The sequence below is a fragment of the Altericista sp. CCNU0014 genome, from assembly GCF_044923475.1.
Lineage (GTDB): Bacteria > Cyanobacteriota > Cyanobacteriia > Thermosynechococcales > Thermosynechococcaceae > JAAURS01.
Genome location: NZ_CP137338.1, coordinates 817,025 through 840,491 on the forward strand (window position 1 = coordinate 817,025; position 23,467 = coordinate 840,491).

The following is a 23,467-nucleotide window of genomic DNA, read 5'->3' on the forward strand; positions in this document are numbered from 1 at the left end:
GGCTTGGCTCGCTAACCCTTCGCTTTGGAGGTTGTATTCCAGACGACCAATCGGCAAGGGGGCGAATCTCCTTGTCATTGAGGGCATTCCGATGTGGTCTTGTCCGAGCTGTGGAGAGTCGTATTTCACGGCGCAGACGATGCATGAGCTAGAGCGAATCAAAGCCCTTCGTAAGTCTGTGGCAATGCCTCGGAATGTTGCGGTTGCTGTGTTCGCAGAGGTAGAAGCCTAGCTTTTCTCCGAATCCTATTTTGCTCGTTCCCGATGCCCAAATCTGGATGACCCGCATTGATTCGTGTTACGTCTACTGAAGAGTTTGATTGATGCTAGAAATCAGTTTTTTATGAAACCTTCTATTTCAATCATAAGGCGATCGCTCTAATGGGCTGAGATTTGGAGTGCGATCGGTACTGGGATAACGGTGGTAATCTGCACAAAATATCGAGAAAATGTAAATCAATTCCCACTAGACTGAGTCAATTTCGAGAGCAAATGCTCAGACATTTTTGATTCCCAGTCAGGATCTTCTGGACTTAAGGTTAGTTTCGCAGGTCGGCTACTCAGCTCTTTATAGAGAGGCTGTGCCTGAGGCGTCCCTCTTACTTCCCATAACAAATTGATTAACTGACGGGTTGTTAATTGGGACAAATCTAGTTGATTACTCATAATTTATAGAACTCCCTCCAGGGGTAATGTAGACAATAAAACGAGTCAGCGGATTGTCATAGCGACCAACCATTAAATATTAACTCTGGGCGTTATGAATCAGGTAGATCGCCCCACACCCCAGCATCAACCCTAAAAATGAAAGATACTGGAGAAGACAGAAAACACAGGCATTGTGACTGGGCATGTTACCGAAGACCGAGCTATTGAAAGGGATTGAGAACCAAGACCAAATCTCGCGGGTTCTAGATCGAGCCGACCAGGCCATCAAAACCTGGGAAGTCGTCTTTACCGATTTTTTATCGCCCCCAGAACTGGCAGAAGCCCAGACCGTCCTAGCCAAACTCACCGAAGTCTCAGCGATCGCCTGGGGTGGCTACCCCCAAGCCGAGCGGCAGCGACTGGCGATCGCCCGTTCCGAACTGCCCCTAGACACCGACCAAGTCGAACTGACCGCCCTCAGCATCGCGGGCAATTTCTTGTTCGACCCCGCATCTCACCGGGATTTTTTGGGTTCCATCTTGGGTACGGGTGTCGTCCGCGAAAAAGTGGGCGATATTTTGGTGCTGGGCGAGCGCGGCGCTCAGGCGATCGTCGTGCCGGATTTGGTCGAGTTTTTTCAGCAGAGCCTGACCCAAGTGCGGACCGTACCCGTCAAAGTTACGCCCATTCCCCTGAGCGAACTCCAAGTGCGGGAACCGCGCAAAAAAGAACTGGCAACCGTCGAAGCTTCGCTGCGACTGGATGCGATCGCCTCAGCGGGATTTGGGGTGTCTCGCAGTAAGATGGTGGATCTCATCAACAAGGGCGAGGTGCGGGTGAACTGGAAAGAGATCGGCCAGCCCAGCCACCAGCTTAAAGATGGAGACCTCGTCGCAATTCGCGGCAAAGGACGCCTGTTTGTGGGCGAAATTGCCGTTACCAAAAAAGATCGCTATCGAGTGCTGCTGACGCGGGTGAGTTAGGAGACAACATGTCAGACCGAGAAAAAATAATGAAGCTCGATCAGTTTTTGAAATTTCAAGGGGTGGTCTCCACAGGCGGCCAAGCCAAGCTTTTAATTCAAGATGGATTTGTTAAAGTCAACGGATTGCCAGAACTGCGACGGGGACGGAAGTTAGCGGTGGGCGATCGCGTGTTTGCCATGGGTCAAACCTTCACCGTAGACACCCTCGAACCTGAGAGTGAGATATCCTAAAGGTAAAGTTTTGTAATCTTCAGCCTTCCACGCACGAGATGGGAGGGTTGAGCGGCCTGTCCTGAGCGACCTGTCCTGAGCGGAGTCGAAGGAAGTCGAAGGGAGCCGAAACCCGCTTTATAGATAGCAATGTTTACCTACTTATCTGCGCGAGCTAAACCGATGTCTGAATCCTCACCCTCTATTGTCATTCTCGGCGGCGGTTTTGGCGGACTTCATACTGCCCTGCGCCTGAGCCAGTTCCCGTGGGCCGACGATGTTCGCCCCAATATCGTGCTGGTGGACCAAAACAGCCAGTTTTTGTTCTCGCCGCTGCTCTACGAACTGGTCACAGACGAACTCGACGCCTGGGAAATTGCGCCAGCCTTTAGCGATCTATTAGCCAATACATCCGTTCAGTTCGAGCAAGATACCGTCAGCGCGATCGATCTCGCCCAGCAGCAGATCGCCCTTGGCTCTGGCAAAACCCTGAACTACGATCGCCTCGTGTTGGCCCTGGGCGGCGAAACGCCCTTAGACATCGTGCCCGGTGCCGCAGAGTATGCCTTTCCGTTTCGCACTCTAGCGGATGCCTATCGCCTCAAGGATAAACTTCGACTTTTAGAAGCCTCCGAGTGGGACGCGATCCGCGTCGCAGTTGTAGGGGCTGGGCCCAGCGGGGTCGAGCTGACCTGTAAGTTAGCCGATCGATTGGGCGATCGCGGACGCATCCGCCTCATCGATCGCAACGATCGCCTCCTGAAACAGTCGCCCAAGTTCAATCAAACTGCCGCCCAAAAAGAGCTGGATCGGCGCGGTGTATGGGTAGATCTAGACACCCGCATCGAGCAGATTGGCGAAAGCGAGATCGTGCTGCTCTACAAAGAGCAAAAAGATAGCATTCCCGTCGATCTAGTTCTGTGGACCGTCGGCACGGCGATCGCCCAGCCGATCCGAGACTTACCCGTCCCCCACGCTGCCGATGGCCGGATCCGCATCGATACTACCCTTCAAGTCAGCGAACACCCCACCCTATTTGCCCTCGGCGACCTTGCCGAGGGCCTCGATGCCGAGGGGCAAGTCGTGCCGACTACAGCCCAATCTGCCCTTCAACAGGCAGATAACGTGGCCTGGAACGTGTGGGCGTCTCTTTCAGGGCGGTCTTTGCTGCCGTTCCGCTATACCTCCCTGGGCGAAATCCTGACCCTCGGGACGGATACGGCTGCCCTATCGGGTTTGGGTTTGACCTTAGACGGCCCTTTTGCGTACCTCGCTCGCCGTTTGATTTATCTCTATCGCATGCCAACCTTCGAACATCAGATGAAAGTGGGCTTTAACTGGGTCGTGAAACCTTTTTTAGAAGCGCTTCAACCTAAACCCTAACGTCCATTAGCCTTTACTATGGTGAAAGCGAAAACTCGCTAACAACCCCTATCGCTCTCTAAATAAGGTGAAGCATAATGACGGATAACGGATGCTTGCGAGTCGGCAACTTAGCGCCTGACTTTGCCGCCACGGCTGTTTACGACCAAGAATTTATCGACGTTAAGCTATCGAGCTATCGCGGTCGCTACGTGGTGCTGTTCTTTTACCCCCTCGACTTTACCTTTGTCTGTCCCACTGAAATTACCGCCTTTAGCGATCGCTACGATGAATTTAAGGCCATCAACGCAGAAGTTTTGGGCGTCTCCGTTGACAGCCAATTTTCGCACCTCGCTTGGATTCAAACCGATCGCAAATCCGGCGGCGTCGGCGATCTGCAATACCCCCTCGTAGCGGACTTGAAGAAAGAAATTAGCACGGCCTACAACGTCCTCGACCCAGATGCAGGCGTTGCATTGCGGGGCCTGTTCATCATCGACAAAGAAGGGATCGTCCAGCACGCAACCATCAACAACCTGGCGTTTGGGCGCAGTGTGGACGAGACCCTACGCACCCTCCAGGCCATTCAGCACGTCCAGGCCAATCCCGATGAAGTGTGTCCTGCTGGTTGGAAACCAGGCGACAAAACTATGAATCCCGATCCGACCAAGTCCAAAGTCTACTTTGAATCGCTTTAAATGCAGCTAGCCTTTTTAAAGTAGCGATCGTCGCCTCAGGTCTCATCACTCGATCCGTACTGTTTTGGATAAAACGAATCATCGTTTAGGATGAAGACATCGTCAATTGTGCGTAAAATCTAGCTCGTAATCCAGGTTGGGTTTGTATGAGTTTAAATGTTGTCAGTTTGGTCGGTCGGGTTGGGACAGAACCTGACGTTCGCTACTTCGAGTCGGGCAGCGTCGTCTGCAAGTTAACGCTGGCGGTGGATCGACGCACGCGCAACAACGACCAGCCCGACTGGTTTAATTTGGAATTGTGGGGCAAAAATGCCGAGATCGCAGCTCAATACGTCCGTAAGGGCAGCTTGATCGGCATTACGGGGTCGCTCAAGTTCGACCATTGGAAAGACCGCAGTACGGGCATGGATCGCCACCAACCCGTGGTTCGCGTAGATCGGCTCGATCTGCTGGGTTCTAAGCGGGATAACGATCCTGCCATGGCCGCTGCGGGCAGCCCGGACGAATTTTAGACCCATCCAAATGATGGTTCAATAGCTCATTTGCAGGGTAACAGAAGCCTGTACGGACTGCTCTCCACCCTCAACGGGGGTGGAGACAGCTTCTCCTGCCATTTTTGTGCTGGTCGAAAAGGCAACGGGGTAGGGTCTAGGTGGAGGCGTATTCGCATTGTTGATTTGAATGCTAACCACGTCTTTGAAGGTCAGCCCCAGCGTACCGAATACGGCCTGTGCCTGCTCTTGGGCATCTTGAGTGGCTTTGCGCAGAGCGATTTTCTGAGCATCGGCGATCGCCCGATCCGAAGCCGTGAAGGATAGGCTATCAATTCGACTGGCTCCAGCTTTGACAGCATCGTCTACGATGGATCCGGCTTGAGGGATGGGAACGCGGAAGCTGACGGTATTGCTGGCCTGATAGCCCGTGAGGGTTTGTTTGCCGTCGTTGTAGCTGTACTGCGGATTGAGGTTAATCCCGGTTGTTTGCAATTGCTCTACATTGCGAGACTTCAGCAGCGCGACGACTGCGGAGGATCGTTTGGCAACTTCCTGCTGAACCTGCTGGGCTGTCTTGCCCTGAGCTTCGACGCCAAGCTGAACTTGGGCAATGGTCGATGCAATTTTTTCCGTCGATTGACCCGTAACGGTTAAGGTGCGTAGCATTCGTTCCTGAGGGGGTTGGGGGAGCCGAGGTTGCGCTAGGGCAGACAAGGTAAGGGGACCTAACCCGGTCGCGCCTAAGGTACACAATGCGATCGCCGCAATAGTGTATCGTTTCCATTTCAAGATTGTATTGTTTGTTACTAGCGAGTTGTACATGATTGAATGACGTGACGATTTATTGTTCTTAAACCATCGCACGAGTCCAAAGGTGGATTGGCAAAGTTACAGAAACGGTAACCATTTTTACAGGCCGATCCATTTACAGAGCCGTACTAACACCCCGATATCTCTCTTAAGGGATCCACCCGTGCCAACGGGTAAAGCTTCACCGACCGCGTTGAGGAGATGGGATCGGTATTGCGACAGCGGGGGAAATGCCCCTAACGACGCCGTAAAATGATGGATACAATAATGACATCCGCGATGCAGCTAGACATTCAACTAGACATTAAGGATATTGTTCTAGTCATTGTTCAGTCGTTGATTATCTTCATTAGCCGCAAATTCAGTTTTTCAAAACCCGTAGTTTGCATTGCTGCATAAGGGCAGGCCCATGAATCGCTCTAACTATTTTCAGTGGTGGAACCAGCTTTCGGTTCCCGCAAGGCTTCTGATGATAGGGTTGTCGGCACCTATTTTGGTGTTGAACTTTTGGGCTATGGGATTGATGGCCAAGTTCTTTGGGGCGCTGATCGGCATTATTGTGGTCGCCGCGCTGCTGGCCTTTTTGCTCAACTATCCGGTGAGCTGGTGCGTAGACCGCAACCTCAAACGCGAACCCGCCTCTATTATTATTTTTCTGCTGGCACTTTCGGTATTGCTGGGCCTCGGCATTACGCTGTTCCCCTTGGCCTACGCTCAAGTGCAACAGTTGGCAGTTCGCCTGCCGGACTGGATCGAATCGGGGCGCCAACAGTTGCTGGTCCTGAGCGTAGAGGCCGAAGAGCGCGGCATTCACCTCAACTTGGATGGAATGACAGCTCAGATTGTGGATCGCTTGCAGGGACAGATCCAATCCCTCACGAAGAGTTTGGTCAACCTGACCTTAGGCACCGTCAGCAGTTTGTTCGAATCCGCCATTTCCATCTTGATCACTACTATTCTGACGTTTTACCTGCTGCAGCATGGCGACGAACTTTGGCAAAGCCTGATCGAGTGGCTGCCGGAAAACAAGCAAAAGCCCGTGTCTAATCTTCTGCGGCTCAGTTTTCAAAATTACTTTATCGGACAGCTCATTTTAGGCATCTGCATGGCCTTGGCGCTGATTCCTACCTTTCTCGTTCTGAAGGTTCCCTTCGGTTTGCTGTTCGGTCTCACGATTGGCACCATGGCGCTGATTCCCTTTGGTGGGACGGTGGGCATTATTTCGGTGACGCTGCTGGTGGCCCTGCAAAATATCTGGCTCGGTCTCAAGGTTTTAGTTGCAGCGGCGATCGTGCAGCAGGTGCTGGAGAATCTAGTGGCTCCCCGCGTCTTGGGTAGCGTGACGGGTCTGAATCCAGTTTGGGTGTTTATCTCCGTCCTCGTCGGCGCAAAAACGGCAGGGTTGGTCGGGGTGGTGGTGGCCGTGCCGATGGCAGTGGTCGCCAAAACCAGCCTCATGAACTTGCGATCGCGGATGGCGCAGCAAGAACCCGAAACCACGATCGAGATCGTGCCGGCCACGGCAGAGCCTGCCGCTACAGAAATAGAACGGCGGTCTAAAATTCCTTCTTGATAAAAAAGCAGCAAGGCGCGTTCTACTCTTAGCTGTAGCTGCGAGGACCGATCCACTTTTTGACGGCCTTCCATTTACGGAAAGGGTAGAGCATTTGCGCCTTAAAGGAATCCGGCATGGCCTCGCCGTCTAAACCAAAATTGCGAGGCTGTTGCCCCTTAGGCATGTAAAAGGTCCCGAACATGACATCGAAAATGGGAAACAGTCCGGCAAAATTTTTGCCATGTCCTTCCTTTTCGCGGGTATGGTGCCAGCGGTGAAAGGCGGGACTGGCGAACCAATAGCGAAAGGGTCCGTAGGTCCAGGACAGATTGGCATGAATCATTGCGACGTAGGCGGAGAGGAAAGGAACGTATAACTCGGCAGAGAGAGGAGAAAGCCCCAGCAGGAGGACGGGTGATGCTTGCGCGACTTTCGCGATCGCATCGTTGACGGGATGAATCCGAACGGCAGTGAGCCAGTCCATGACCTCAGAGCTGTGATGTACCGCATGGTAATCCCAGAGCTGGCGAGAATGGTTCAGGCGATGCACCCAATACCCCAAGAAATCTCCCAGGACAATGGCAATGAGTCCCTGTTCCCAAATGGGCAGTTGGGCCAGCGGGCCGTACCCTTTCAAAATGTCTTCAATGGCAAGGGAACGGCCTAATAAGAAATAAATAGGCAAGAACAAGACGACCATGGCCGCGATGTCTACAATCTGGGTTGCCATGGGCGTAAAAAACCAGTAAAACGCGTCCAACCACACGCCTCGACGGAACTTCGGTTGATTGCGAACGCTGGGAAACATCTTCTCCAGGATCCCAAAGACGAGCGTTAGCAGGACGAACAACAAAAGCGTTCTGAGAAACCGTTCTTGCATCATTCCGTGGTAGCTCCAGCTAATGTAGAGTAGGTTCAAATTCGGAAACTCGCGGCCAAATTAATATTAATGCGCGTTTTTAAAGTCGATGCAACTGCGATCGCCCTTCTCGCCCCCAGGCAAAGGCCCACTAGATGGGAAGATGGGAGGTTGAAGGGGAGCCTAGCGCGATCGCCCCACCACTGCATTGACAACCCTGAAAAATACTGTCGATCTAGAAGAGTTGCTCGTCAGGGTAAAGCCCTTTTTGATAGGGTTAAAGGGTAGGTAACGAATCCCATTCACACCCCCACTGTCGTCGAGTATCTTCATGCCTGAGTCTGCAAACGCATCTGCTCCCCTTTCCAGGGATTCCAACCCCGATCTGCATGAATTAAAAACCCAGCTCGCCACAGGCTCTGAGAAAAATCAGCTTCAGGCTGCGGCTGCACTCTACGAAGCAGGCGCAACGGGGTACGCCCTGCTGCAATCTTTTTTGCTAGAGCGACAGGCTGAAGGGGTAGCTGCCGCACCCGTTGACGGTCGCTGCTACGAGCTGTTGCTGTATGCTGAAACGCCCGAGACCGAAGCATTTTTGCAGGCGCATTTCCCCCAAGGCGTCGTGCCGCTCAAGTCAGAATCTGGCATCGACTATCGTCCGCTCCAGCAGCTATTGGCGCGGCAAAAATTTTTAGACGCCGATCGCCTGACACTTCAAAAACTCTGCGAATTGGCAGGTCCGGCGGCGATCAAGCGCAAATGGGTCTACTTCTCAGAGATCGACGGGTTTTCGGTAACGGATCTCAAGACCATTAACGCTCTATGGGTCGTGCATTCTGAAGGAAAGTTTGGATTTTCGGTGCAGCGGCAGATCTGGCTGGGCGTCGGCAAGGATTGGGAGGCGCTTTGGCCCAAAATCAAGTGGAAATCTGGCAAAACTTGGACGCGCTACCCTGGCGAATTTATTTGGGATTTGAGCGCGCCTCGCGGCCACCTACCCCTCTCCAATCAGCTTCGCGGCGTCCAGACCATCAACGGATTGCTGTCCCATCCTGCATGGACGACCTGAGAAACTGCCGAGCTTTCATTCTTTCTTTAAACCTGCACGAGTAACGCGCCATGGCGACATTTTTATTAGAAGTGGGCACCGAAGAACTTCCGGCGCAGTTTGTAGCGTCGGCGATCGACCAGTGGAAAGCCCGCGTTCCCGCTGACTTGAGCGTCTACGCGTTGGCGACCGAGCGCGTTGAGGTGTTCGGTACCCCTCGCCGTCTGGCAGTGCTGATTCGCGGTCTCCTCGACCGACAGCCCCAACAAACAGAAGAGGTAAAAGGCCCGCCCGCTCAGGCTGCGTTCAAAGATGGCAAGCCGACCCCTGCAGCGCTGGGGTTTGCTAAGAAGCAGGGCGTGGAGGTGACCGATTTTGAGATGCGCCCCACGGATAAGGGGGAGTTTGTCTACATCCGCAAAGTCATTGAGGGCCGTAAAACCCCTGACGTGTTGGCTGAGCTGATCCCCCAGTGGATTTTTGGCCTTGAAGGCAAGCGCTTTATGCGTTGGGCCGATGGCGATTTGCGGTTCTCTCGTCCGGTGCGGTGGCTGGTGAGTCTCTGGAATGAGGAGATTTTGCCCGTCCAGCTTGAAAATGAAGGGACGATCGTGAAAGGCGATCGCCAATCCGCAGGCCACCGCGTCTTGCACCCCGCACCTGTCACGATCGCTACCGCCTCTGACTATGCCAAGGCGCTAGCAGATGCTTACGTCCAAGTCGATCCGGCTAAACGAGAGTCTGCGATCGTGAAACAGGTCGAGACCGTAGCCCAATCTGCGGGCGGCGTTGCCGAAATTCCTCAGGACTTGCTGGCGGAGGTGGTGAATTTAGTGGAGTGGCCGACGGCGGTGGTCGGCTCCTTTGATGAAACGTTTCTAGAGCTGCCTGCGGAAGTGGTGGTGACCGAAATGGTGAGCCATCAGCGCTATTTCCCGGTCCGCAATGCGAGCGGCGACCTGCTCCCCTATTTCATTACGGTTTCCAACGGGGATCCGGCAAAATCTCAGATTATTGCGTCTGGCAACGAGCGCGTCATTCGGGCGCGGCTGTCTGACGGTCAGTTTTTCTTCAGGGCCGATCTCGCCATTCCCCTTGCAGACTACTTGCCCAAGCTCGAAACCGTTACGTTTCAGGCCGATCTAGGCTCGGTTCGGGCCAAGGTCGATCGCATCCGGGACAATGCCCGACGGATTGCCGAGCAGCTTCAGGTCGATGCTTCAACGGCAGCGACGGTCGATCGCGCTGCCCAACTGTGCAAGGCGGATCTCGTGACTCAAATGGTGGGCGAGTTCCCGGAACTTCAGGGCGTGATGGGCGAAAAGTATGCCCTAGCCAGTAAAGAACTCAAAGCCGTTGCTACGGCGATCGCCGAGCACTATCTCCCTCGCGGAGCGGAGGATGGCTTGCCCCAAACGCAGGTGGGTCAGGTGGTGGCGATCGCCGACCGTCTCGATACGCTCGCGTGCATTTTCGGGTTGGGAATGCTGCCCACGGGGTCGTCGGATCCCTTTGCATTGAGGCGATCGGCCAATGCCATTCTCAATATCATCTGGTCTGCGAAGCTATCGCTCGATCTCAAACAGCTTTTACAGGCTGTAACGGCAGCCTTTGCGCAAACGTTCGATAAGGCTGAAGGATTAGAAACCCTACAGCACCAGCTCCAGGAATTTTTCTTGCAGCGCATCCGCACCCTGCTCCAAGAAGAACAGCACGTCGATTACGACTTGGTCAACGCGGTATTGGGCGAAGCCGACCCAGACTACACCCAACGCGCCCTTGAGGATCTGCTAGACGTGCAGTCCCGCGCCTTATTCTTGCAGCAGCTCCGTACCGATGGCACCTTAGCCCGCATCTACGAAACGGTGAATCGAGCCACGCGATTGGCAAAGCAGGGAACGCTCGATACTCAGACCCTAGATCCGTCTGCGGCGGTAGATCCCAAATATTTCCAACAGCCATCCGAAAAAAATTTCTACGATGCGCTGGTGGCGCTCCTGCCGCAAACGCAAAAAGCTTCTAGCAGCCGAGATTACGGGCTGCTAATGAAAGGGCTAGCGGCGATCGCCCCCACCGTCAGCGAGTTCTTTGACGGCTCTGACAGCGTCTTGGTGATGGCGGACGATCCCCATCTCAAGCAAAATCGGTTGAACCTACTGGGCTTGCTGCGCAACCATGCGAGGATACTGGCCGACTTCGGTAAGATTGTCAAAACTTAGACCGCAAACTCGGACCCCGCAAACTCAACCAGTGTTACGAGTCGTGAAGGACATGATGCGATCGGAGATCGATTGTCGTTCAATAGTTTCGAACGTTACTGAGGAGACTCAATCCAGAATTTCTGTCGATCGCTCGAGAGGATTAAGCTGATGAAACGTCTCGTAGTCTGTTGTGATGGAACGTGGAATGGTTTATCTGGGGAGTATCCCACCAATGCGCTCAAGCTGTCTCAGATCGTTTTAGAAGTCGACGCACTCGGAGTTCCGCAGCAGGTCTACTACCAGGAAGGGCTGGGGACGAGGTGGTACGACCGATGGGTGGGGGGTATTTTTGGTTGGGGCATTGACAAGCATATTACGGAAGCCTATCGGTTTCTTTGCCTTAACTACAACCCTGGCGATGAAATCTACTGCTTTGGCTTCAGCCGGGGGGCCTACACGGTTCGAAGTTTAGTGGGATTAATCTATTGTTCGGGATTGCTGAAACCCTCCAATATTCAGAAAATTCCAGAAGCCTATCGGATCTATCGCGATCGCGAGATTAAACCCTCTAATGACATTGCCGTGGCATTTCGTCAGGAATTTGGCGATCGCGTCCCCATTACCGTTCTGGGTTGCTGGGATACCGTCGGCGCGCTGGGGATTCCAGATTTGGTGCCGTTGCTGCCCATCGATCGGCTGGCCAATCAAAAATATCAATTTCACGACACGGAGTTGAGCGCGATTATTCAACGCGCCTTCCACGCGCTCGCCGTTGACGAGCGACGCAGGTCCTTTATCGTCACGCACATGGGAAAAAGCGACAAGAACCCAGGTCAAGTCATTCGCGAAGTTTGGTTTCCGGGAACCCACGGCTGCGTCGGAGGCGGCACAGCAGCCAATCGGGGTTTGTCAGACGGGGCGCTGCAATGGATGATGGAGCAAGTGACCGAATCGGGACTCGGACTGGGGTTCGATCCGCGCCGGGCAAAAGATGGAATCGCGCTCGATCCGTCGATCGATTTCGATACCAGTCCGGGTATTTTTGGCCTGGTTGGAATGCTGGATCGCCCCGTAGAAGGCGGAATGGAAACCCTCCATAGCAGTATCAAAAAACGATGGTGCGATCGCAAAGATTATCGCCCTAACAACCTCAAGGCTCTGGCGACCGAACTGGATGCAGCGTGCCCGCCCCCTCCTTGAGCGACCTTTGGGTTGGAAAGCCCGAACGAACCACCCTATTTTCCCTATAACCCCTTCCTATCGGCGCAATTAGAAGTGCCGATGGCTCTTTTGTCAACTTCTATTGCTTATTTGTAACAATACTGTTATAAATATTTACATAGAGATACAACTTAAGGGGAAACACAATGTATACCGTTAACGAAACTGGGGTTCTGAACAACTACGCCACTGAGCCTGAAATTTACTTTGCTGAATACCCTTCACCAGAGCAGCAACGCCGTTATATGTTCCAAGGTGCACTTGCTGTCTTATTGGTTGCCGGGACCATCCTGACTGCGCTGTCTGTCAGCTAAGCTTTTTCGCTCGTTCGGTTCTGGGGCCAGTCGAGCGCCCCGCAATATTTGCGAAAAACCCCCGTCGGACGGTCCGGCAGGGGTTTTTCGATCGCGGGCAAATGCCATGGGACCTCAAGCAGCTTTAGGGATTTGAGAGACAAAGCGGTGCGTTGCGATCGCGAGGTTGTTGTCCGCGATCGACCATTGCAACTCTAGACGACCTTCAACAACAACCCAACGTGCGACCAATTCTGTTTTCATAGCTGTGACCTCCGAATTAATAACTGAATATCAGTATTATTCGACGATCTGCTAGAGGCGTCGGTGATGTCAGATCGAGCGAGCGATGATCCTCGTCACAAACGCATGCAGCTTATCTCGCCTCAGTCGTTGACAATCCGCCGGATGAGCTTGAGCTTCGCGTCTGTATAGGGAGCGTAGCGCCAGGTTAGATCGAGCCAGGTTCCTTTTTTGAGAACGCTTTTGTAGTGCGAAAACGTATCGAAGCTGGCCTTGCCGTGGTAGCAGCCCATGCCGCTTTCTCCCACGCCCCCAAACGGAAGCGAGGCGACCGCCACCTGCATGAGCGTGTCGTTGATGCATGCGCCTCCAGAGGAGGTGGCCTGTAAGACCCGCTCCTGTTTGCGCGCATCGTTGGAGAAAAAGTAGAGGGCCAAGGGTTTGGGGCGGGCGTTGACCAGGGCGATCGCCTCGTCCAAGCTCTCGTACTCCAGTACGGGCAAAATTGGCCCGAAAATTTCGTCTTGCATCACCGGAGCGTCCCAGCTCACTTCATCTAAAATAGTGGGCGCAATGTAGCGAGTTTCTGGGTCCGCTTGCCCCCCGACGACGGGCGTTCCATTGTCTAAAAAGGAGGTGAGGCGCGAAAAATGCCGCTGATTGATAATGCGTCCGTAATCTGAACTGGCGGCAGGGTCCGTACCGTAAAATTCTCGGACGTACTGTTCGAGCTTCGCAAGCAACGCTGGCTTAACGCGGCGATCCACCAGCAAATAATCGGGCGCGATGCAGGTTTGCCCCGCGTTGACGAACTTGCCCCAAGCAATGCGTTTGGCTGCATAGTCTAAGCGCGCGTCTGGTTCTACGATACAGGGGCTTTTGCCGCCTAGCTCTAGGGTAACGGGAGTGAGATGCTTCGCGGCAGCTTCCATCACGACCTGCCCGATCGCCTTGCCGCCTGTAAAAAAGATGTGGTCGAACTTTTCGACCAATAGCGCCTGACTGACTTGAGCGTCGCCTTCCACGACGGCAATGTATTGAGGGTCAAACGCAGATCGAATCAAATCTGCAATCACCCCAGCCGTATGGGGAGCGTGTTCTGACGGCTTGAGGATGGCGCAATTTCCAGCGGCGATCGCCCCCACCAGTGGCGACATCATCAGTTGAAACGGGTAGTTCCACGGCCCAATCACGAGCACGACCCCCAGCGGGTCCGGCTGAATCCAACCAGTGGAGGGAAACTGGTCTGCGGACACGGCAACCCGCTTTGGCTTCATCCATTGCTTGAGGAATTTGAGCGCCTGTTTGATCTCGGCAACGGTCGCAATTTCAAAATACGCTTCGTACTCCGGTCGCCCTAAATCCTGTTTGGCAGCCTCTACAATGGCCGTTTTATAGTCGGCGATCGCCTGTTGAAGTCGCTGAAGCTGCTGAATTCTAAATGCCAGCGGTTTGGTTTGACCCGTGCCGAAAAAATCTCGCTGCTGGCGAACCAGTGTTTGAAGGGTTGGGGGTGTTGCAATCTGTGCAGTCATGGCGATCGCTCTAACAGTGAACCTGAGGGGAAAGCAGTGGCCAGAACGCAACAGTCATTGGTTCTTGGAACGGTACCCTCCAGCTTTGTTATAGCAATTCTCGCCACATTGGTGAAACTAAGGTGCAGCTAAAACAAAACTTGAGAGCCGTTTGAGGCCGTATTGACCGCAGGGGTATTGCTGTCGATCGCGTATCTAAACCCAAACACCTGACTGATTAACTGTCGCTGCTGAACGGGAGGGTAGAGCGGCGCGGGAAGCTGAGTTGTGGCATAGTCATTGGCGGCGCGGATGATGTTGAGCGCGTCTGCCTGAGACATTTGACGCTGTTGGTAGCTTTGCAGTATTTTATCCAATCCCGCTTGATATTCCTGTTCCGTGCGGAACCCAAACCGAGGCGCGGTGGGCGCGCTTGCTGGCGTTGCCGCAACCGGAGCGGGAGGGGTTGAAAGCGCCACAGCAGTCTGTAGCGTCAGAACGTAGAGGCTGCCCTGGGGGATCTCGACGATGTGAACCGACTTCCCAGACGCAAGCCCGGCGATCGCCCCAATGCCAGAACCCAGCATGGCCCCTTGGCTGAACTGCATCGGATCGCCACCGTTGAGTCCGCCGAACAATCCGCCGCCAATCCGACCTGCTACGGGGCTGAGTGCTTTTGCTTCATCGGTGCCGTTGCTGAGGGTGACTTTGCGGCTGGGCAACACGGGGCTGGTGGCCTGAATGGGAACCGTACGTCCTTGAATGACAATGGATTCGGCAATTACCTGCGCGCCATCTTTCACCGGACGAATGCGGGCCGATACGGGGGAGTTTTGAGCCGCAATTTGATTGCCGTAGCTATCGAACAAGGGCTGAGCCAGCAAAAGCGTCGTCGGATAGTCCTGTTCTTTTTTGGCGTCGATGGTTAGATTGGCGGGAAATACAACCGTAAGAGCCGTGGATTGAGGGATGACGGTGGCGGGCGCATCGTAAGACTGAGGAGAAGGGACCGATTGCGCCGCTGCGGGGAGTGCTGTAGGAACCATGACAGAAGCGGATAAGGCTAAGACGTAGAGCAGTTGGCGTTTCATGGCGGGTTTCCTAGATAAGGCGGGTTGGATTGCTTCGATGAATGTATCTTCGCGGTTTTCCAAAAGAGTCTCAGTGACGATGCGGCTTGGGACTGGGTGACTTTACGGCAGTTGGGTTGCGATCGCCGTCACTGCAGGGACGCAAGCCCTTGCGTCCCTACAGAGTGGTTGGTCGTTTCTTTTTCGGGAATCGCCTAAGACGCGGCGACTTTACCACCCGATGAGCTGTTGGGTAATGGCCGTGCGGGATTGTACGACTGCGGTACAGTCTTGGCCGACAACGGCAGTAGAGCTGCTGGTGTCGTCGAAGGTGCTTTTATCGTGGAAGTAGTGGGAGCTGCGATCGTAGTAGTTACTGCTGGAGCCATAGCCAGAACTGGCTGTCTTATAGCCGCTAGAGCTGGCGCTACCGCCCGAACCGCTGGCACCAATGCCCAAAAAGCTGAAGCCACCGCCACCGCCTGCCGACTGTTGTTTGTAACCGGAAGCGCTGTTCATATAGCCGTAGGCATTGGACGAGCGACCGACGTCGTTTTGAGTCTTATCGACAATATTCTTGCGTTCGTGAATGTTGTTTTGGATATTTTGACCCAGATAAACGTCGTTGCACATGGCGCGACCGCTATTGCCGCTGCGGCTGCTTGGGGGGACTGGGTTGGCGCTGGCGGGAAGGATAGAAGCAAAAAGAGTAGCAGTGAGCGTCAGGGCGTAAATCGTTTGGCGTTTCATGGCGGGCTTCCTTTGGGCGGGTGATAGGTATTTCCTCGATGAATGTATCTTCGCGGTTTTGCTAAATTTACTCAGTGACTGATATGCTTGCCCCTTCGTGATTCTGCGGATTTCTTTCGGCGATCGCGCAGACCGCTGCCGAGCGATCGCCATCACCCGAAGCAACGCTTTTCACCGCGCCAAAGCGAAGCATTGGCCCAAAAAGAGAGCTGCCGACCTTCAAGGTCGGCGGCTCAAGCTAATGTTTGCAACGATACCCGAAACGGAGTTCGATCCAGATTTCAATCGATTTCAGTTGATTCTTCCACTTATTCTTCTGGCTCTGAAGGGACTGCGGGCGTAACTGCTCCGACTTCAACCTTTGGGGACGCGGTAACGGATTCTTTCGGCGGTGCAGCAGAACGAGCAGGCGACGGTGCGGACAGCACCGCTTTCGGCTCCGTCGGCAAGCCCAGCTGTTCTTTTGCCTGGGACACGAGTGACGTGGCGCTCGAGCGAGTAATAGCAGTCAATCGTTCCCTAGTTTCCGACCAAATATAGTCGGCTTTCGGTTCGGGAATGCTGGCAATCCAATCTTTCAACTGCCGTCCCGACTGCTGGCTTGTTTCCCCCAGCCAAGTAAACGACACTAGACCCAGACATAAAAACAGCCACACGAGCTTGGCGGTTTCTTGTAAGATGCGCCAAGTGAGCTGAATCGTTTTTTGATAGGTATCGAAGGTCTCTTTATTGGCAAGCGTCTGCCACCAAACATTAAACTGGTTTTGAAGTTGATAGCTCACTAAGCCCTCCTCGTATTCGACAAAAAATAGCTGCCTAAGGGCGTAGCTGTGCCTGGATCGGGCTCCGCTTCACTGAAATGTTCGAGGCTAAATCTGATAGTGATAAGTCCCAGACTCGACCGAGAAAGAGTGCCCGCAGCTACAGGTTTGCTTGGCATTGGGGTTGTGAAAGCGAAAACTGCCGCCCATTAGGTCTTCGGAATAGTCTAAGGTCAAACCGTCTACATAAGCCAGACTATGAGGATGCACGACAACCCGAATACTGTCGCATTCAAACACGCGATCGTCGGCCTGAACTGTCCCATCAAAACCGAGTTCGTAGGACAGTCCCGCACAACCTTTCGACTGAACGCTCACCCGTAAAGCCCCATCGCGAGCGCTCGGGTTCTTGCTTTGGAGCCGTTTAATTTCGTTAGCCGCAGTGGCGCTTAAGCGAATCATCAAACCATTGCCTTGGGAATCACTGTGCTAAAAAGTTGCTGCGCGCCAAAAAGCGGATTCAATCGTATCCTCTCCTAGCGCGAATAATCGTCGTCGAATCGGACAATATCATCTTCGCCCAAATACTCGCCATTTTGAACTTCGATGATCACGAGAGGCACTTTACCGGGATTTTCAAGTCGGTGGGCTGCAAAGCGATGCACGTAGGTAGATTCGTTGGTCGAGAGCATAATGACATCCTCGTCTCGCGTGACCTTAGCGATGCCGGAAATGACGATCCAGTGCTCGCTGCGGTGGTGGTGCATTTGAAGGCTGAGGCGATGTCCGGGCTTTACTTCAATGCGTTTGATTTTATAGCCAACCCCTTCTTCAAGAATTGTAAATGAACCCCAAGGACGCAGTTCCGTCGCAGCTAGCGGTTGAGACGATACTACGGTCAGAGAATCGACATCTTTGACTGAAGCCATAGGATTTACCTTAGTGATTTTTAAGTGATTTTTGCTCTATAGTACCCAACCCCATTCGGGATTGCGTCAAAGGTTGTAAAAATACGCCAATGCCATTCTGAACCCGCGCGGCGGTTTTGGGATGGCGGTCTAGCAGTTGTCCGCCTAGGTAAAGGCTGGTGGAACTGCCTCCATCTAGATTGAGGGCATTGACGGTGCCGAGACGCTGCATGACCTGCGCCCATTCGCCGAGGGTCGGCCCTGCCCCGCCGATCCGATTGTGGGTGACCGCAAGCAAGATGGTCCCGTCCGCAGTTTGACCGATCCCGCTGCGATCGGCGGCCTGGGTCGCAAAATTTTGGCTGAACTGCTCTGCGATCGCATCCACTGTCACGCGCCCGTTCTCGACCAAGACGGGTCCTCCCCCCACAATGTTGGGGAATGTCTCAAATTCCGGTCGCGAGGGCTGCATGCGATATTGAATGGAGGAACCCAAGGGCAGTTCTGAGAGTGCCGTCACCGATCGCGCGACGAGCAACGCACCGTTACTGGGGATCGGAAATGCCATGCCCTCTTTTGCGGGCTGCACGGACACCACGCGATCGTTGATGACGGTGAAGATCTGCTCGTTTTTGAGTACGGGACTGTAACTTGCCCCCCACTGTGCGGTGTAGCGAGCGATACCCTTTTGGGGATAACCGCTGTTGCTCGACGCAACGGTCAATGTCGTACCGCTACTCGTCACGATTTGCTCCTGCAGCATCAACCGCCCGACGCTCATGCGCCCCCGAGCGTCCCAGGCGACAACGCCTCGATTGAGGATGGGGCTAGAAATCCAGGTCCCGTCTCGACGAATGGCCCCCAGCGGAGACTGGCGATCGCGGCCAAAATAACCCGCATTAATCGCCGCAGCGGCCTGACTTTGCTGCGCCATCTTAGACAGCGGCGCGATGCCGACGATACCGCTCCCGCTGCTGCCCCAAAACGGCAGTAGCTTGAGTCCGGGCTGGCGCGGATTGACGGCCAACCAGGTTACGGGAAACTGCGCCTGCCCGACCGGTACGATCGCTTCTCGCCATTCGATGCCCGGCGCCCAAAGAATGCGACGCGATCTGACGGGATCCTGGCGCAGGTCCAATACCAGCCGAGGCGGATTGTCTAACGTCGATAGTTGAGGCTGAAGCCGCCCATCCATAGAACCGTGGATCAGCGTTTGCTGGGGCTTCCGTTCGACTTTTAACGCCTTTAATCCTGCCCCTGCAGGCGCGGATAAACCCTTAAATTCATCGGACCCCAGCGTTGCATCTACCTCAAGGGTGAATTTCCGATCTGTCCGACCCGTACGGCTGTTGGTCAACGCAGATACGCGCCAAGGGGCCGCGCGATCGAGCCGCACCACGAGGCGCTGCCCCCAAGGCTGCTGCCCCAATCCAATCGACTGGACGACAGCTGATGCAGTCTGAATGTCGAGCACCGCCCCCCTCGCCTGAACTTGCCATCCCCACTGACGCGCGCCCTCAGAAATAGCCAGATAACGGACCGCTCCGTTTTGACCCAGTCGGGCGGAGAGCGTTTTGGGAGAATCGGCAAACCACCGGACGGGCTGTTGCGCGGGACTGGTGTTGTCCAGTAAATCTCCGCCCAATTGACGCATCCAAACACTGTCGCTCACGCCAAGCATCGACTGCCCGGACTGCGGATCCGTCCATTGCGCCCAAGCGCCAGCAACCTGCTTGCCATCGATCGAAATCTGGCTGCCTTCTTGGATAAATGCGGCGGCGGGCAACTGTGAAGTTCCATCCGCCAAAGCCATGGAGCTGGAGAACAAAGAAACGCCTAAGCTTGCGCCCAAGAAAACACTTAACGTTTGGCCGATAGATTGCGGCACGGGATTAATCATGCCTAAATGCTATGGAAGCTGCGATGGACTGGAAATCGGCGAGGATGGCGCTACGGGAGACTGTGTTTTTTGCTGCTGCTTTTGACGAAATTCGCTCACCGCAGACTGAAAATTCTCATCTTGCTCGGCAGCAAAATCGTTTGGGTTGCGACCGTTAAGCAACTGGATCTTGTTGATCAACCCAAATAACGAGGAAGCGCTCTGGTCCCGATTCGTAAAAATATTGTTAAGGTCTTGCTCGCCGTTCAGACTTCCCCCCAGAGGCTGCGCTGTTGACTGAGCCAAAAGTGGGGCTGCATTTGTCCCCCATATAGCCACTAAGCTGCCCCCTACAAGAGATAACTTCAAAATTTGAGTCGAACGTTTCATAACGCACCTTTTAAAGCTCAACAGATTTGATTTGGAGGCCAGCACCGTCTCGCAAAACGTCGGGTTAGCTCTCTGAATCTTGCTGTACCCAAGATAGCAATTTTTATCGCCTTCACCCTGGAAACGCAAGGAGGATAGGCTGTCAAACACACCGTAAACGATTGAAGCCACGCTCTATGCTGCCGCTAAGATTCGTTATTCTAAAGGGACAGCCTCTACCCATGAGTCGGACTTTGCCGTTTTTTGTTCCGCCCGCGCCTTGATGTTTTCTAGAAAATCGTGGCATAACAAGAGAACTGTAAGTGCTATAGCAGCGTAGCTGTAAGTTATGGGTATAGATATAGGTCGCCCTCAATTGAAATCCCATGTTAAACCGCAGACTGATGGAGATTGCAGAAATAAAGTCAGGTCAACTGTCATACTGAGGGCTCCAACAGGGAGTGATAGATATAGGAAACGCTGTTTTTAAATGCTGGGAAAAGCAATGCAGTCAGACTACGCGCAATCGCTATCGCATGACAACTGGATGGACTTGACTGAGGAGCCGTCAGCTCAAACCGAATCGACATCAAAAGGGTTGATGCATTTTCACAGCCACTTTGTGGGTGCGATGGAACTAAAGGCCGATGCAGAGACGGTCGAGCAGTACCTCAACATCCACCGAGGCTGGTTTTGCCGCTGCGCCCACCCGATGGCCGTTGAGCCAGTCGGCGAAAATGGATACTTGCTGACTATCGGTCGCTACGGATCGTTTGGGTTTGAGGTCGAGCCTAAAATTGGCCTGCATCTCCTGCCGCCAGACGAACAAGGCATTTACCGAATTGAAACGATTCCTGACGTGACGCCTGAAGATAACGGATATAAGGTGGATTTCCGGGCGGCCCTTGAGTTGGTAGACCGTGCAACCGACAGGTCGCAGCAACCCGATGCATCCCAAAGCTCACCCCCCCAAAACTCAACTCATATCGAGTGGACCTTGGACTTAAACGTGGCGCTGCTGTTCCCGAAATTTATCCGACGGCTTCCCCATAACTTGATTCAGGGGACGGGCGATCGCCTTCTCGCTCAGATCGTCCGTCAAGTCTCCCGACGGCTGACCGCTAAGGTTCAGGACGATTTTCATGCCAGTCTCAATCGCTAGACCAAACGAAAAGCCTCAAACGCCGAACGTCTTGAGGCTTTTTAATTCCGGGTCATTCGAGCGATGAGAACTACTGACTTTTTTTAGGCATTACCGCTTCAACCAGCTTCTGTTGCTGTTCGCTATTGAGGACGGGTAAAAGCTCCATCCCGATCCCGATTCTCACTTCATTTAACTTAGCTTTCTGGTCGTCGGTGAGATTTAACGCTTTAAAGGATTCGGCATCGCCCTTTCCAGATTCGGCCAAAACCTTCAGCTGAGCCAGCTGATCGGGCGTCAGCACCTCTTTAATTTTCACGGCTGCTGAAGCCTGGATTTCGTCGACGCGCTTTTGCTGCTCGGGGGTTAAATTGAGCTGCTTCAAAATTTCGGTCACGCCAGTGGGCGTAGACGACGCAGATGTCGATGCAGGCGCAGTCTGCGCTATGGCTGGATGCGCGATGGACGCGGCTGCGAGGGCGATCGCGCTAGCCAATAACGCCAGCATTTTTTGTTTGATCATGGTATGTCCCCATTGGTGTAGACGGTCGTGAGGGTGGAGCAATCCTAGTATGCCCAATACCTAATTCTAACGGCAGCATTGGGACGCACCTTAAGTCCTCTGACTTCCTCTGACGATTTCTGCCTTAAAAGTTCCATCCCTGCAACGGGCCATGGGCAACCGATCGAGACCTGACCCCCTGCGCTCAAAAAAAGATCGCAGATCGAGACTTGGTTTTCGCAATCGACCGGGCTAAGACTGGGATCTTAATGTCATAAATTCATGACATTAAGATCCCCAAATTCCTGATAAGTCCTATAAGTCATTAATAACAATGGTTTTGGGGCTTGACTTCCGAACGTAAAATGTTACATTGTTGTTAAGAAGCCGATCCCCACGGATTGACCTCCCCTTAAAAAAGAATTTACTGCCAGCATTAATTTCTTTATTCTTAGTCCAGTTCAGGAGGTCTATCGACCTATGACCTACGATCAACCCCCGTTAGAAGAAATGACCTTGCGGCAGCTCCGCCGAGTTGCCAGTCGATTTGGCGTCTCTCGGTATAGCCGAATGCGTAAGGATCAGCTCTTGGCCGCTATTCAAGACATTCAAAATCAAAATATACAAGCTCCTATGGTTCCACACTCGTCCGATCCTCTCGAAATGCAAGAGCAGGTTGAATCCACTAAGTTTGACGTGGGTGTCTCTGCGCTCTACGATCCGTCCTTGGCGAGCGTGGACGAGTCCCTCGGCGACCTGCCCGAGGGTTATGGAGAAAGCCGGATCGTGCTCATGCCCCGCGACCCACAGTGGGCCTATGCTTACTGGGATATCCCTAACGAGCACAAGTCGGAGCTGCGATCGCAGGGCGGACAGCAACTGGCGGTGCGCATTTACGACGTAAGCGATATCGACATTCAGTATCAAGTTCCCCACAGCGTCCAGGAGTACCCCTGCGACGAGATGGCGCGGGAATGGTACTTGCCAATTCCGGTCAGCGATCGCGACTACGTCGTGGAAATTGGCTACCGCACCTTTGACGGACGCTGGTTGTTGATGGCGCGCTCTGCCGCCGTGCGCATTCCGCCCACCTACCCTTCGGACTGGATCGACGACCATTTCGTGACCGTCGATTGGGAATCCGACCTGCGCGGCCAGACGATTGCAGAACTCAAGCAGCCATCTCGCACCGTCGTGACTTATCCCAATGCTGGCGATGGAATCTACGACCAGATCTTCAACATGGCGCAAGGCGCAGAAGCGCTCCGAGTCGATGGATCCGTGTTCGGCTCGATGCAGCAAGCGAAGGTACACGAGCAAAGCATCAGTTCTTACGTGTTCCCGTCCGGTGTGGGTCTGTGGGCCTTGCCGACGGCCTCTGGCGCGGGATTGACGGCTTCTGGTGCGGGGCTGTTCTCCGGTTCTCTGCCCGCCCGCCCGCGCAAGTTCTGGCTGGTGGCAGATGCCGAGCTTATTGTCTACGGCGCGACGGAACCCGATGCCCACGTCACCATTGGCGGTCGTCCCATCGAACTCACGCCGGACGGTACGTTCCGGTATCAGATGTCCTTCCAGGATGGATTGATCGACTTCCCGATCATGGCAGTGGCTTCGGATGGGGAGCAGACTCGTGCCATCCACATGCGGTTCACCCGCGAAACGCCAGACCGACGAACCAACACGAAGGCGGAAGCCCTCGAAGAATGGTTTGTCTGAGGATGACAGTTTGAGCTGAGCTAAGAGGGTGGAACAATCCACCCTCTTTTTTTTGTAATTCAAGCCCCCACGAAATCAACAGTCTCGTACGGGTCCGCCATCTGGATTTGGATTTCTAGAAAAAAGAATACCGAGTCGTAGGAGCGCAAGGTATGCGCGCCCCTACAGAATGATTGGTCGTTTCTATTTCGGGAATAGCCTAAGATCTCGATCGCCCTCCGCCCTCGAAA

General features: G+C 53.8%; 27 protein-coding genes. 14 read left to right on the forward strand and 13 right to left on the reverse strand.

Annotated features, from left to right (window positions below):
- Positions 1–31 precede the first annotated feature (31 nt).
- The 6 genes from R6H26_RS04075 to R6H26_RS04100 all read left to right on the forward strand — a co-directional run bounded on the left by R6H26_RS04075 (position 32) and on the right by R6H26_RS04100 (position 4,415).
- A complete protein-coding gene (locus R6H26_RS04075; RefSeq protein ID WP_404791201.1) occupies positions 32–232 on the forward strand; it encodes a YgiT-type zinc finger protein in 201 nt (66 codons plus the stop codon).
- 619 nt (positions 233–851) lie between these two features.
- Positions 852–1,631: a photosystem II S4 domain protein gene (locus R6H26_RS04080; protein WP_404788568.1), complete on the forward strand. Its 780-nt coding sequence runs from the start codon at positions 852–854 to the stop codon at positions 1,629–1,631.
- An 8-nt stretch (positions 1,632–1,639) separates the two neighbouring features.
- Positions 1,640–1,864 carry an RNA-binding S4 domain-containing protein gene (locus R6H26_RS04085; protein ID WP_404788570.1) on the forward strand — a complete coding sequence of 75 codons (225 nt, stop codon included), beginning with the start codon at positions 1,640–1,642 and terminating at the stop codon, positions 1,862–1,864.
- Between the two features lie 162 nt (positions 1,865–2,026).
- A complete protein-coding gene (locus R6H26_RS04090) occupies positions 2,027–3,226 on the forward strand; it encodes an NAD(P)/FAD-dependent oxidoreductase (protein ID WP_404788572.1) in 1,200 nt (399 codons plus the stop codon).
- Positions 3,227–3,303: 77 nt separating this feature from the next.
- On the forward strand, positions 3,304–3,903 hold the full coding sequence (locus R6H26_RS04095; RefSeq protein WP_404788574.1) for a peroxiredoxin: 600 nt from the start codon (positions 3,304–3,306) through the stop codon (positions 3,901–3,903).
- A 146-nt stretch (positions 3,904–4,049) separates the two neighbouring features.
- Complete coding sequence (locus R6H26_RS04100; RefSeq protein ID WP_404788576.1) at positions 4,050–4,415, forward strand: single-stranded DNA-binding protein; 366 nt, start codon at positions 4,050–4,052, stop codon at positions 4,413–4,415.
- Between the two features lie 18 nt (positions 4,416–4,433).
- Here R6H26_RS04100 and R6H26_RS04105 read toward each other — a convergent pair whose 3' ends face one another.
- Entirely contained in the window at positions 4,434–5,186 is a 753-nt protein-coding gene (locus tag R6H26_RS04105; RefSeq protein WP_404788578.1) for an SIMPL domain-containing protein, read from the reverse strand.
- Between the two features lie 430 nt (positions 5,187–5,616).
- On the opposite strand from R6H26_RS04105, the gene R6H26_RS04110 reads away from it, so the two are divergent.
- Positions 5,617–6,780 (forward strand): AI-2E family transporter, encoded by a 1,164-nt coding sequence (locus R6H26_RS04110; RefSeq protein ID WP_404788580.1) that lies wholly within the window; start codon positions 5,617–5,619, stop codon positions 6,778–6,780.
- A 28-nt stretch (positions 6,781–6,808) separates the two neighbouring features.
- On the opposite strand, the gene R6H26_RS04115 is transcribed toward R6H26_RS04110, so the two are convergent.
- Complete coding sequence (locus R6H26_RS04115; RefSeq protein WP_404788581.1) at positions 6,809–7,645, reverse strand: sterol desaturase family protein; 837 nt, start codon at positions 7,643–7,645, stop codon at positions 6,809–6,811.
- Positions 7,646–7,804: 159 nt separating this feature from the next.
- Positions 7,805–7,954 carry a hypothetical protein gene (locus R6H26_RS04120; RefSeq protein ID WP_404788582.1) on the reverse strand — a complete coding sequence of 50 codons (150 nt, stop codon included), beginning with the start codon at positions 7,952–7,954 and terminating at the stop codon, positions 7,805–7,807.
- On the opposite strand from R6H26_RS04120, the gene R6H26_RS04125 reads away from it, so the two are divergent.
- The 4 genes from R6H26_RS04125 to psb34 all read left to right on the forward strand — a co-directional run bounded on the left by R6H26_RS04125 (position 7,953) and on the right by psb34 (position 12,405).
- Positions 7,953–8,690, forward strand: a complete 738-nt coding sequence (locus R6H26_RS04125) for a GUN4 N-terminal ARM-like repeat domain-containing protein (protein WP_404788584.1) — start codon at positions 7,953–7,955, stop codon at positions 8,688–8,690. The genes R6H26_RS04120 and R6H26_RS04125 overlap by 2 nt on opposite strands.
- Before the next feature lie 50 nt (positions 8,691–8,740).
- On the forward strand, positions 8,741–10,888 hold the full coding sequence (glyS, locus tag R6H26_RS04130; protein WP_404788586.1) for a glycine--tRNA ligase subunit beta: 2,148 nt from the start codon (positions 8,741–8,743) through the stop codon (positions 10,886–10,888).
- A 150-nt stretch (positions 10,889–11,038) separates the two neighbouring features.
- Entirely contained in the window at positions 11,039–12,070 is a 1,032-nt protein-coding gene (locus tag R6H26_RS04135; RefSeq protein ID WP_404788588.1) for a DUF2235 domain-containing protein, read from the forward strand.
- A gap of 167 nt (positions 12,071–12,237) precedes the next feature.
- On the forward strand, positions 12,238–12,405 hold the full coding sequence (psb34, locus tag R6H26_RS04140) for a photosystem II assembly protein Psb34 (RefSeq protein WP_404788590.1): 168 nt from the start codon (positions 12,238–12,240) through the stop codon (positions 12,403–12,405).
- A gap of 114 nt (positions 12,406–12,519) precedes the next feature.
- Here psb34 and R6H26_RS04145 read toward each other — a convergent pair whose 3' ends face one another.
- From R6H26_RS04145 to R6H26_RS04160, 4 genes are all read right to left on the reverse strand, one after another.
- A complete protein-coding gene (locus tag R6H26_RS04145) occupies positions 12,520–12,648 on the reverse strand; it encodes a hypothetical protein (RefSeq protein ID WP_404788592.1) in 129 nt (42 codons plus the stop codon).
- Positions 12,649–12,770: 122 nt separating this feature from the next.
- Entirely contained in the window at positions 12,771–14,162 is a 1,392-nt protein-coding gene (locus R6H26_RS04150; protein ID WP_404788594.1) for an aldehyde dehydrogenase, read from the reverse strand.
- Between the two features lie 128 nt (positions 14,163–14,290).
- Complete coding sequence (locus R6H26_RS04155) at positions 14,291–15,232, reverse strand: hypothetical protein (RefSeq protein WP_404788595.1); 942 nt, start codon at positions 15,230–15,232, stop codon at positions 14,291–14,293.
- A gap of 210 nt (positions 15,233–15,442) precedes the next feature.
- Positions 15,443–15,961, reverse strand: coding sequence for a hypothetical protein (locus tag R6H26_RS04160; RefSeq protein ID WP_404788597.1), 519 nt, complete (start codon positions 15,959–15,961; stop codon positions 15,443–15,445).
- A gap of 97 nt (positions 15,962–16,058) precedes the next feature.
- Here R6H26_RS04160 and R6H26_RS04165 point away from each other — a divergent pair, with 97 nt between their 5' ends.
- Positions 16,059–16,304 (forward strand): hypothetical protein, encoded by a 246-nt coding sequence (locus R6H26_RS04165; protein WP_404788599.1) that lies wholly within the window; start codon positions 16,059–16,061, stop codon positions 16,302–16,304.
- Here R6H26_RS04165 and R6H26_RS04170 read toward each other — a convergent pair.
- The 5 genes from R6H26_RS04170 to R6H26_RS04190 form a co-directional block, all read right to left on the reverse strand.
- A complete protein-coding gene (locus tag R6H26_RS04170) occupies positions 16,270–16,743 on the reverse strand; it encodes a hypothetical protein (RefSeq protein ID WP_404788600.1) in 474 nt (157 codons plus the stop codon). The two genes, R6H26_RS04165 and R6H26_RS04170, sit on opposite strands and share 35 nt — an antisense overlap.
- Positions 16,744–16,830: 87 nt before the next feature.
- Positions 16,831–17,184, reverse strand: coding sequence for a HesB/IscA family protein (locus tag R6H26_RS04175; protein WP_404788602.1), 354 nt, complete (start codon positions 17,182–17,184; stop codon positions 16,831–16,833).
- A gap of 74 nt (positions 17,185–17,258) precedes the next feature.
- Positions 17,259–17,651, reverse strand: coding sequence for a phosphomannose isomerase type II C-terminal cupin domain (locus R6H26_RS04180; RefSeq protein WP_404788603.1), 393 nt, complete (start codon positions 17,649–17,651; stop codon positions 17,259–17,261).
- 10 nt (positions 17,652–17,661) lie between these two features.
- Positions 17,662–19,530, reverse strand: a complete 1,869-nt coding sequence (locus tag R6H26_RS04185; RefSeq protein WP_404788605.1) for a phosphodiester glycosidase family protein — start codon at positions 19,528–19,530, stop codon at positions 17,662–17,664.
- 9 nt (positions 19,531–19,539) lie between these two features.
- A complete protein-coding gene (locus R6H26_RS04190; RefSeq protein ID WP_404788607.1) occupies positions 19,540–19,899 on the reverse strand; it encodes a hypothetical protein in 360 nt (119 codons plus the stop codon).
- A gap of 469 nt (positions 19,900–20,368) precedes the next feature.
- Here R6H26_RS04190 and R6H26_RS04195 point away from each other — a divergent pair, with 469 nt between their 5' ends.
- On the forward strand, positions 20,369–21,040 hold the full coding sequence (locus R6H26_RS04195) for a DUF1997 domain-containing protein (RefSeq protein WP_404788609.1): 672 nt from the start codon (positions 20,369–20,371) through the stop codon (positions 21,038–21,040).
- A gap of 70 nt (positions 21,041–21,110) precedes the next feature.
- On the opposite strand, the gene R6H26_RS04200 is transcribed toward R6H26_RS04195, so the two are convergent.
- The gene (locus tag R6H26_RS04200) at positions 21,111–21,542 is read right to left on the reverse strand and encodes a hypothetical protein (RefSeq protein WP_404788610.1); all 432 of its coding nucleotides are present in this window, start codon (positions 21,540–21,542) and stop codon (positions 21,111–21,113) included.
- A 459-nt stretch (positions 21,543–22,001) separates the two neighbouring features.
- Here R6H26_RS04200 and R6H26_RS04205 point away from each other — a divergent pair, with 459 nt between their 5' ends.
- Positions 22,002–23,237: a DUF4912 domain-containing protein gene (locus tag R6H26_RS04205; protein WP_404788612.1), complete on the forward strand. Its 1,236-nt coding sequence runs from the start codon at positions 22,002–22,004 to the stop codon at positions 23,235–23,237.
- The last annotated feature ends 230 nt before the right edge of the window (positions 23,238–23,467 follow it).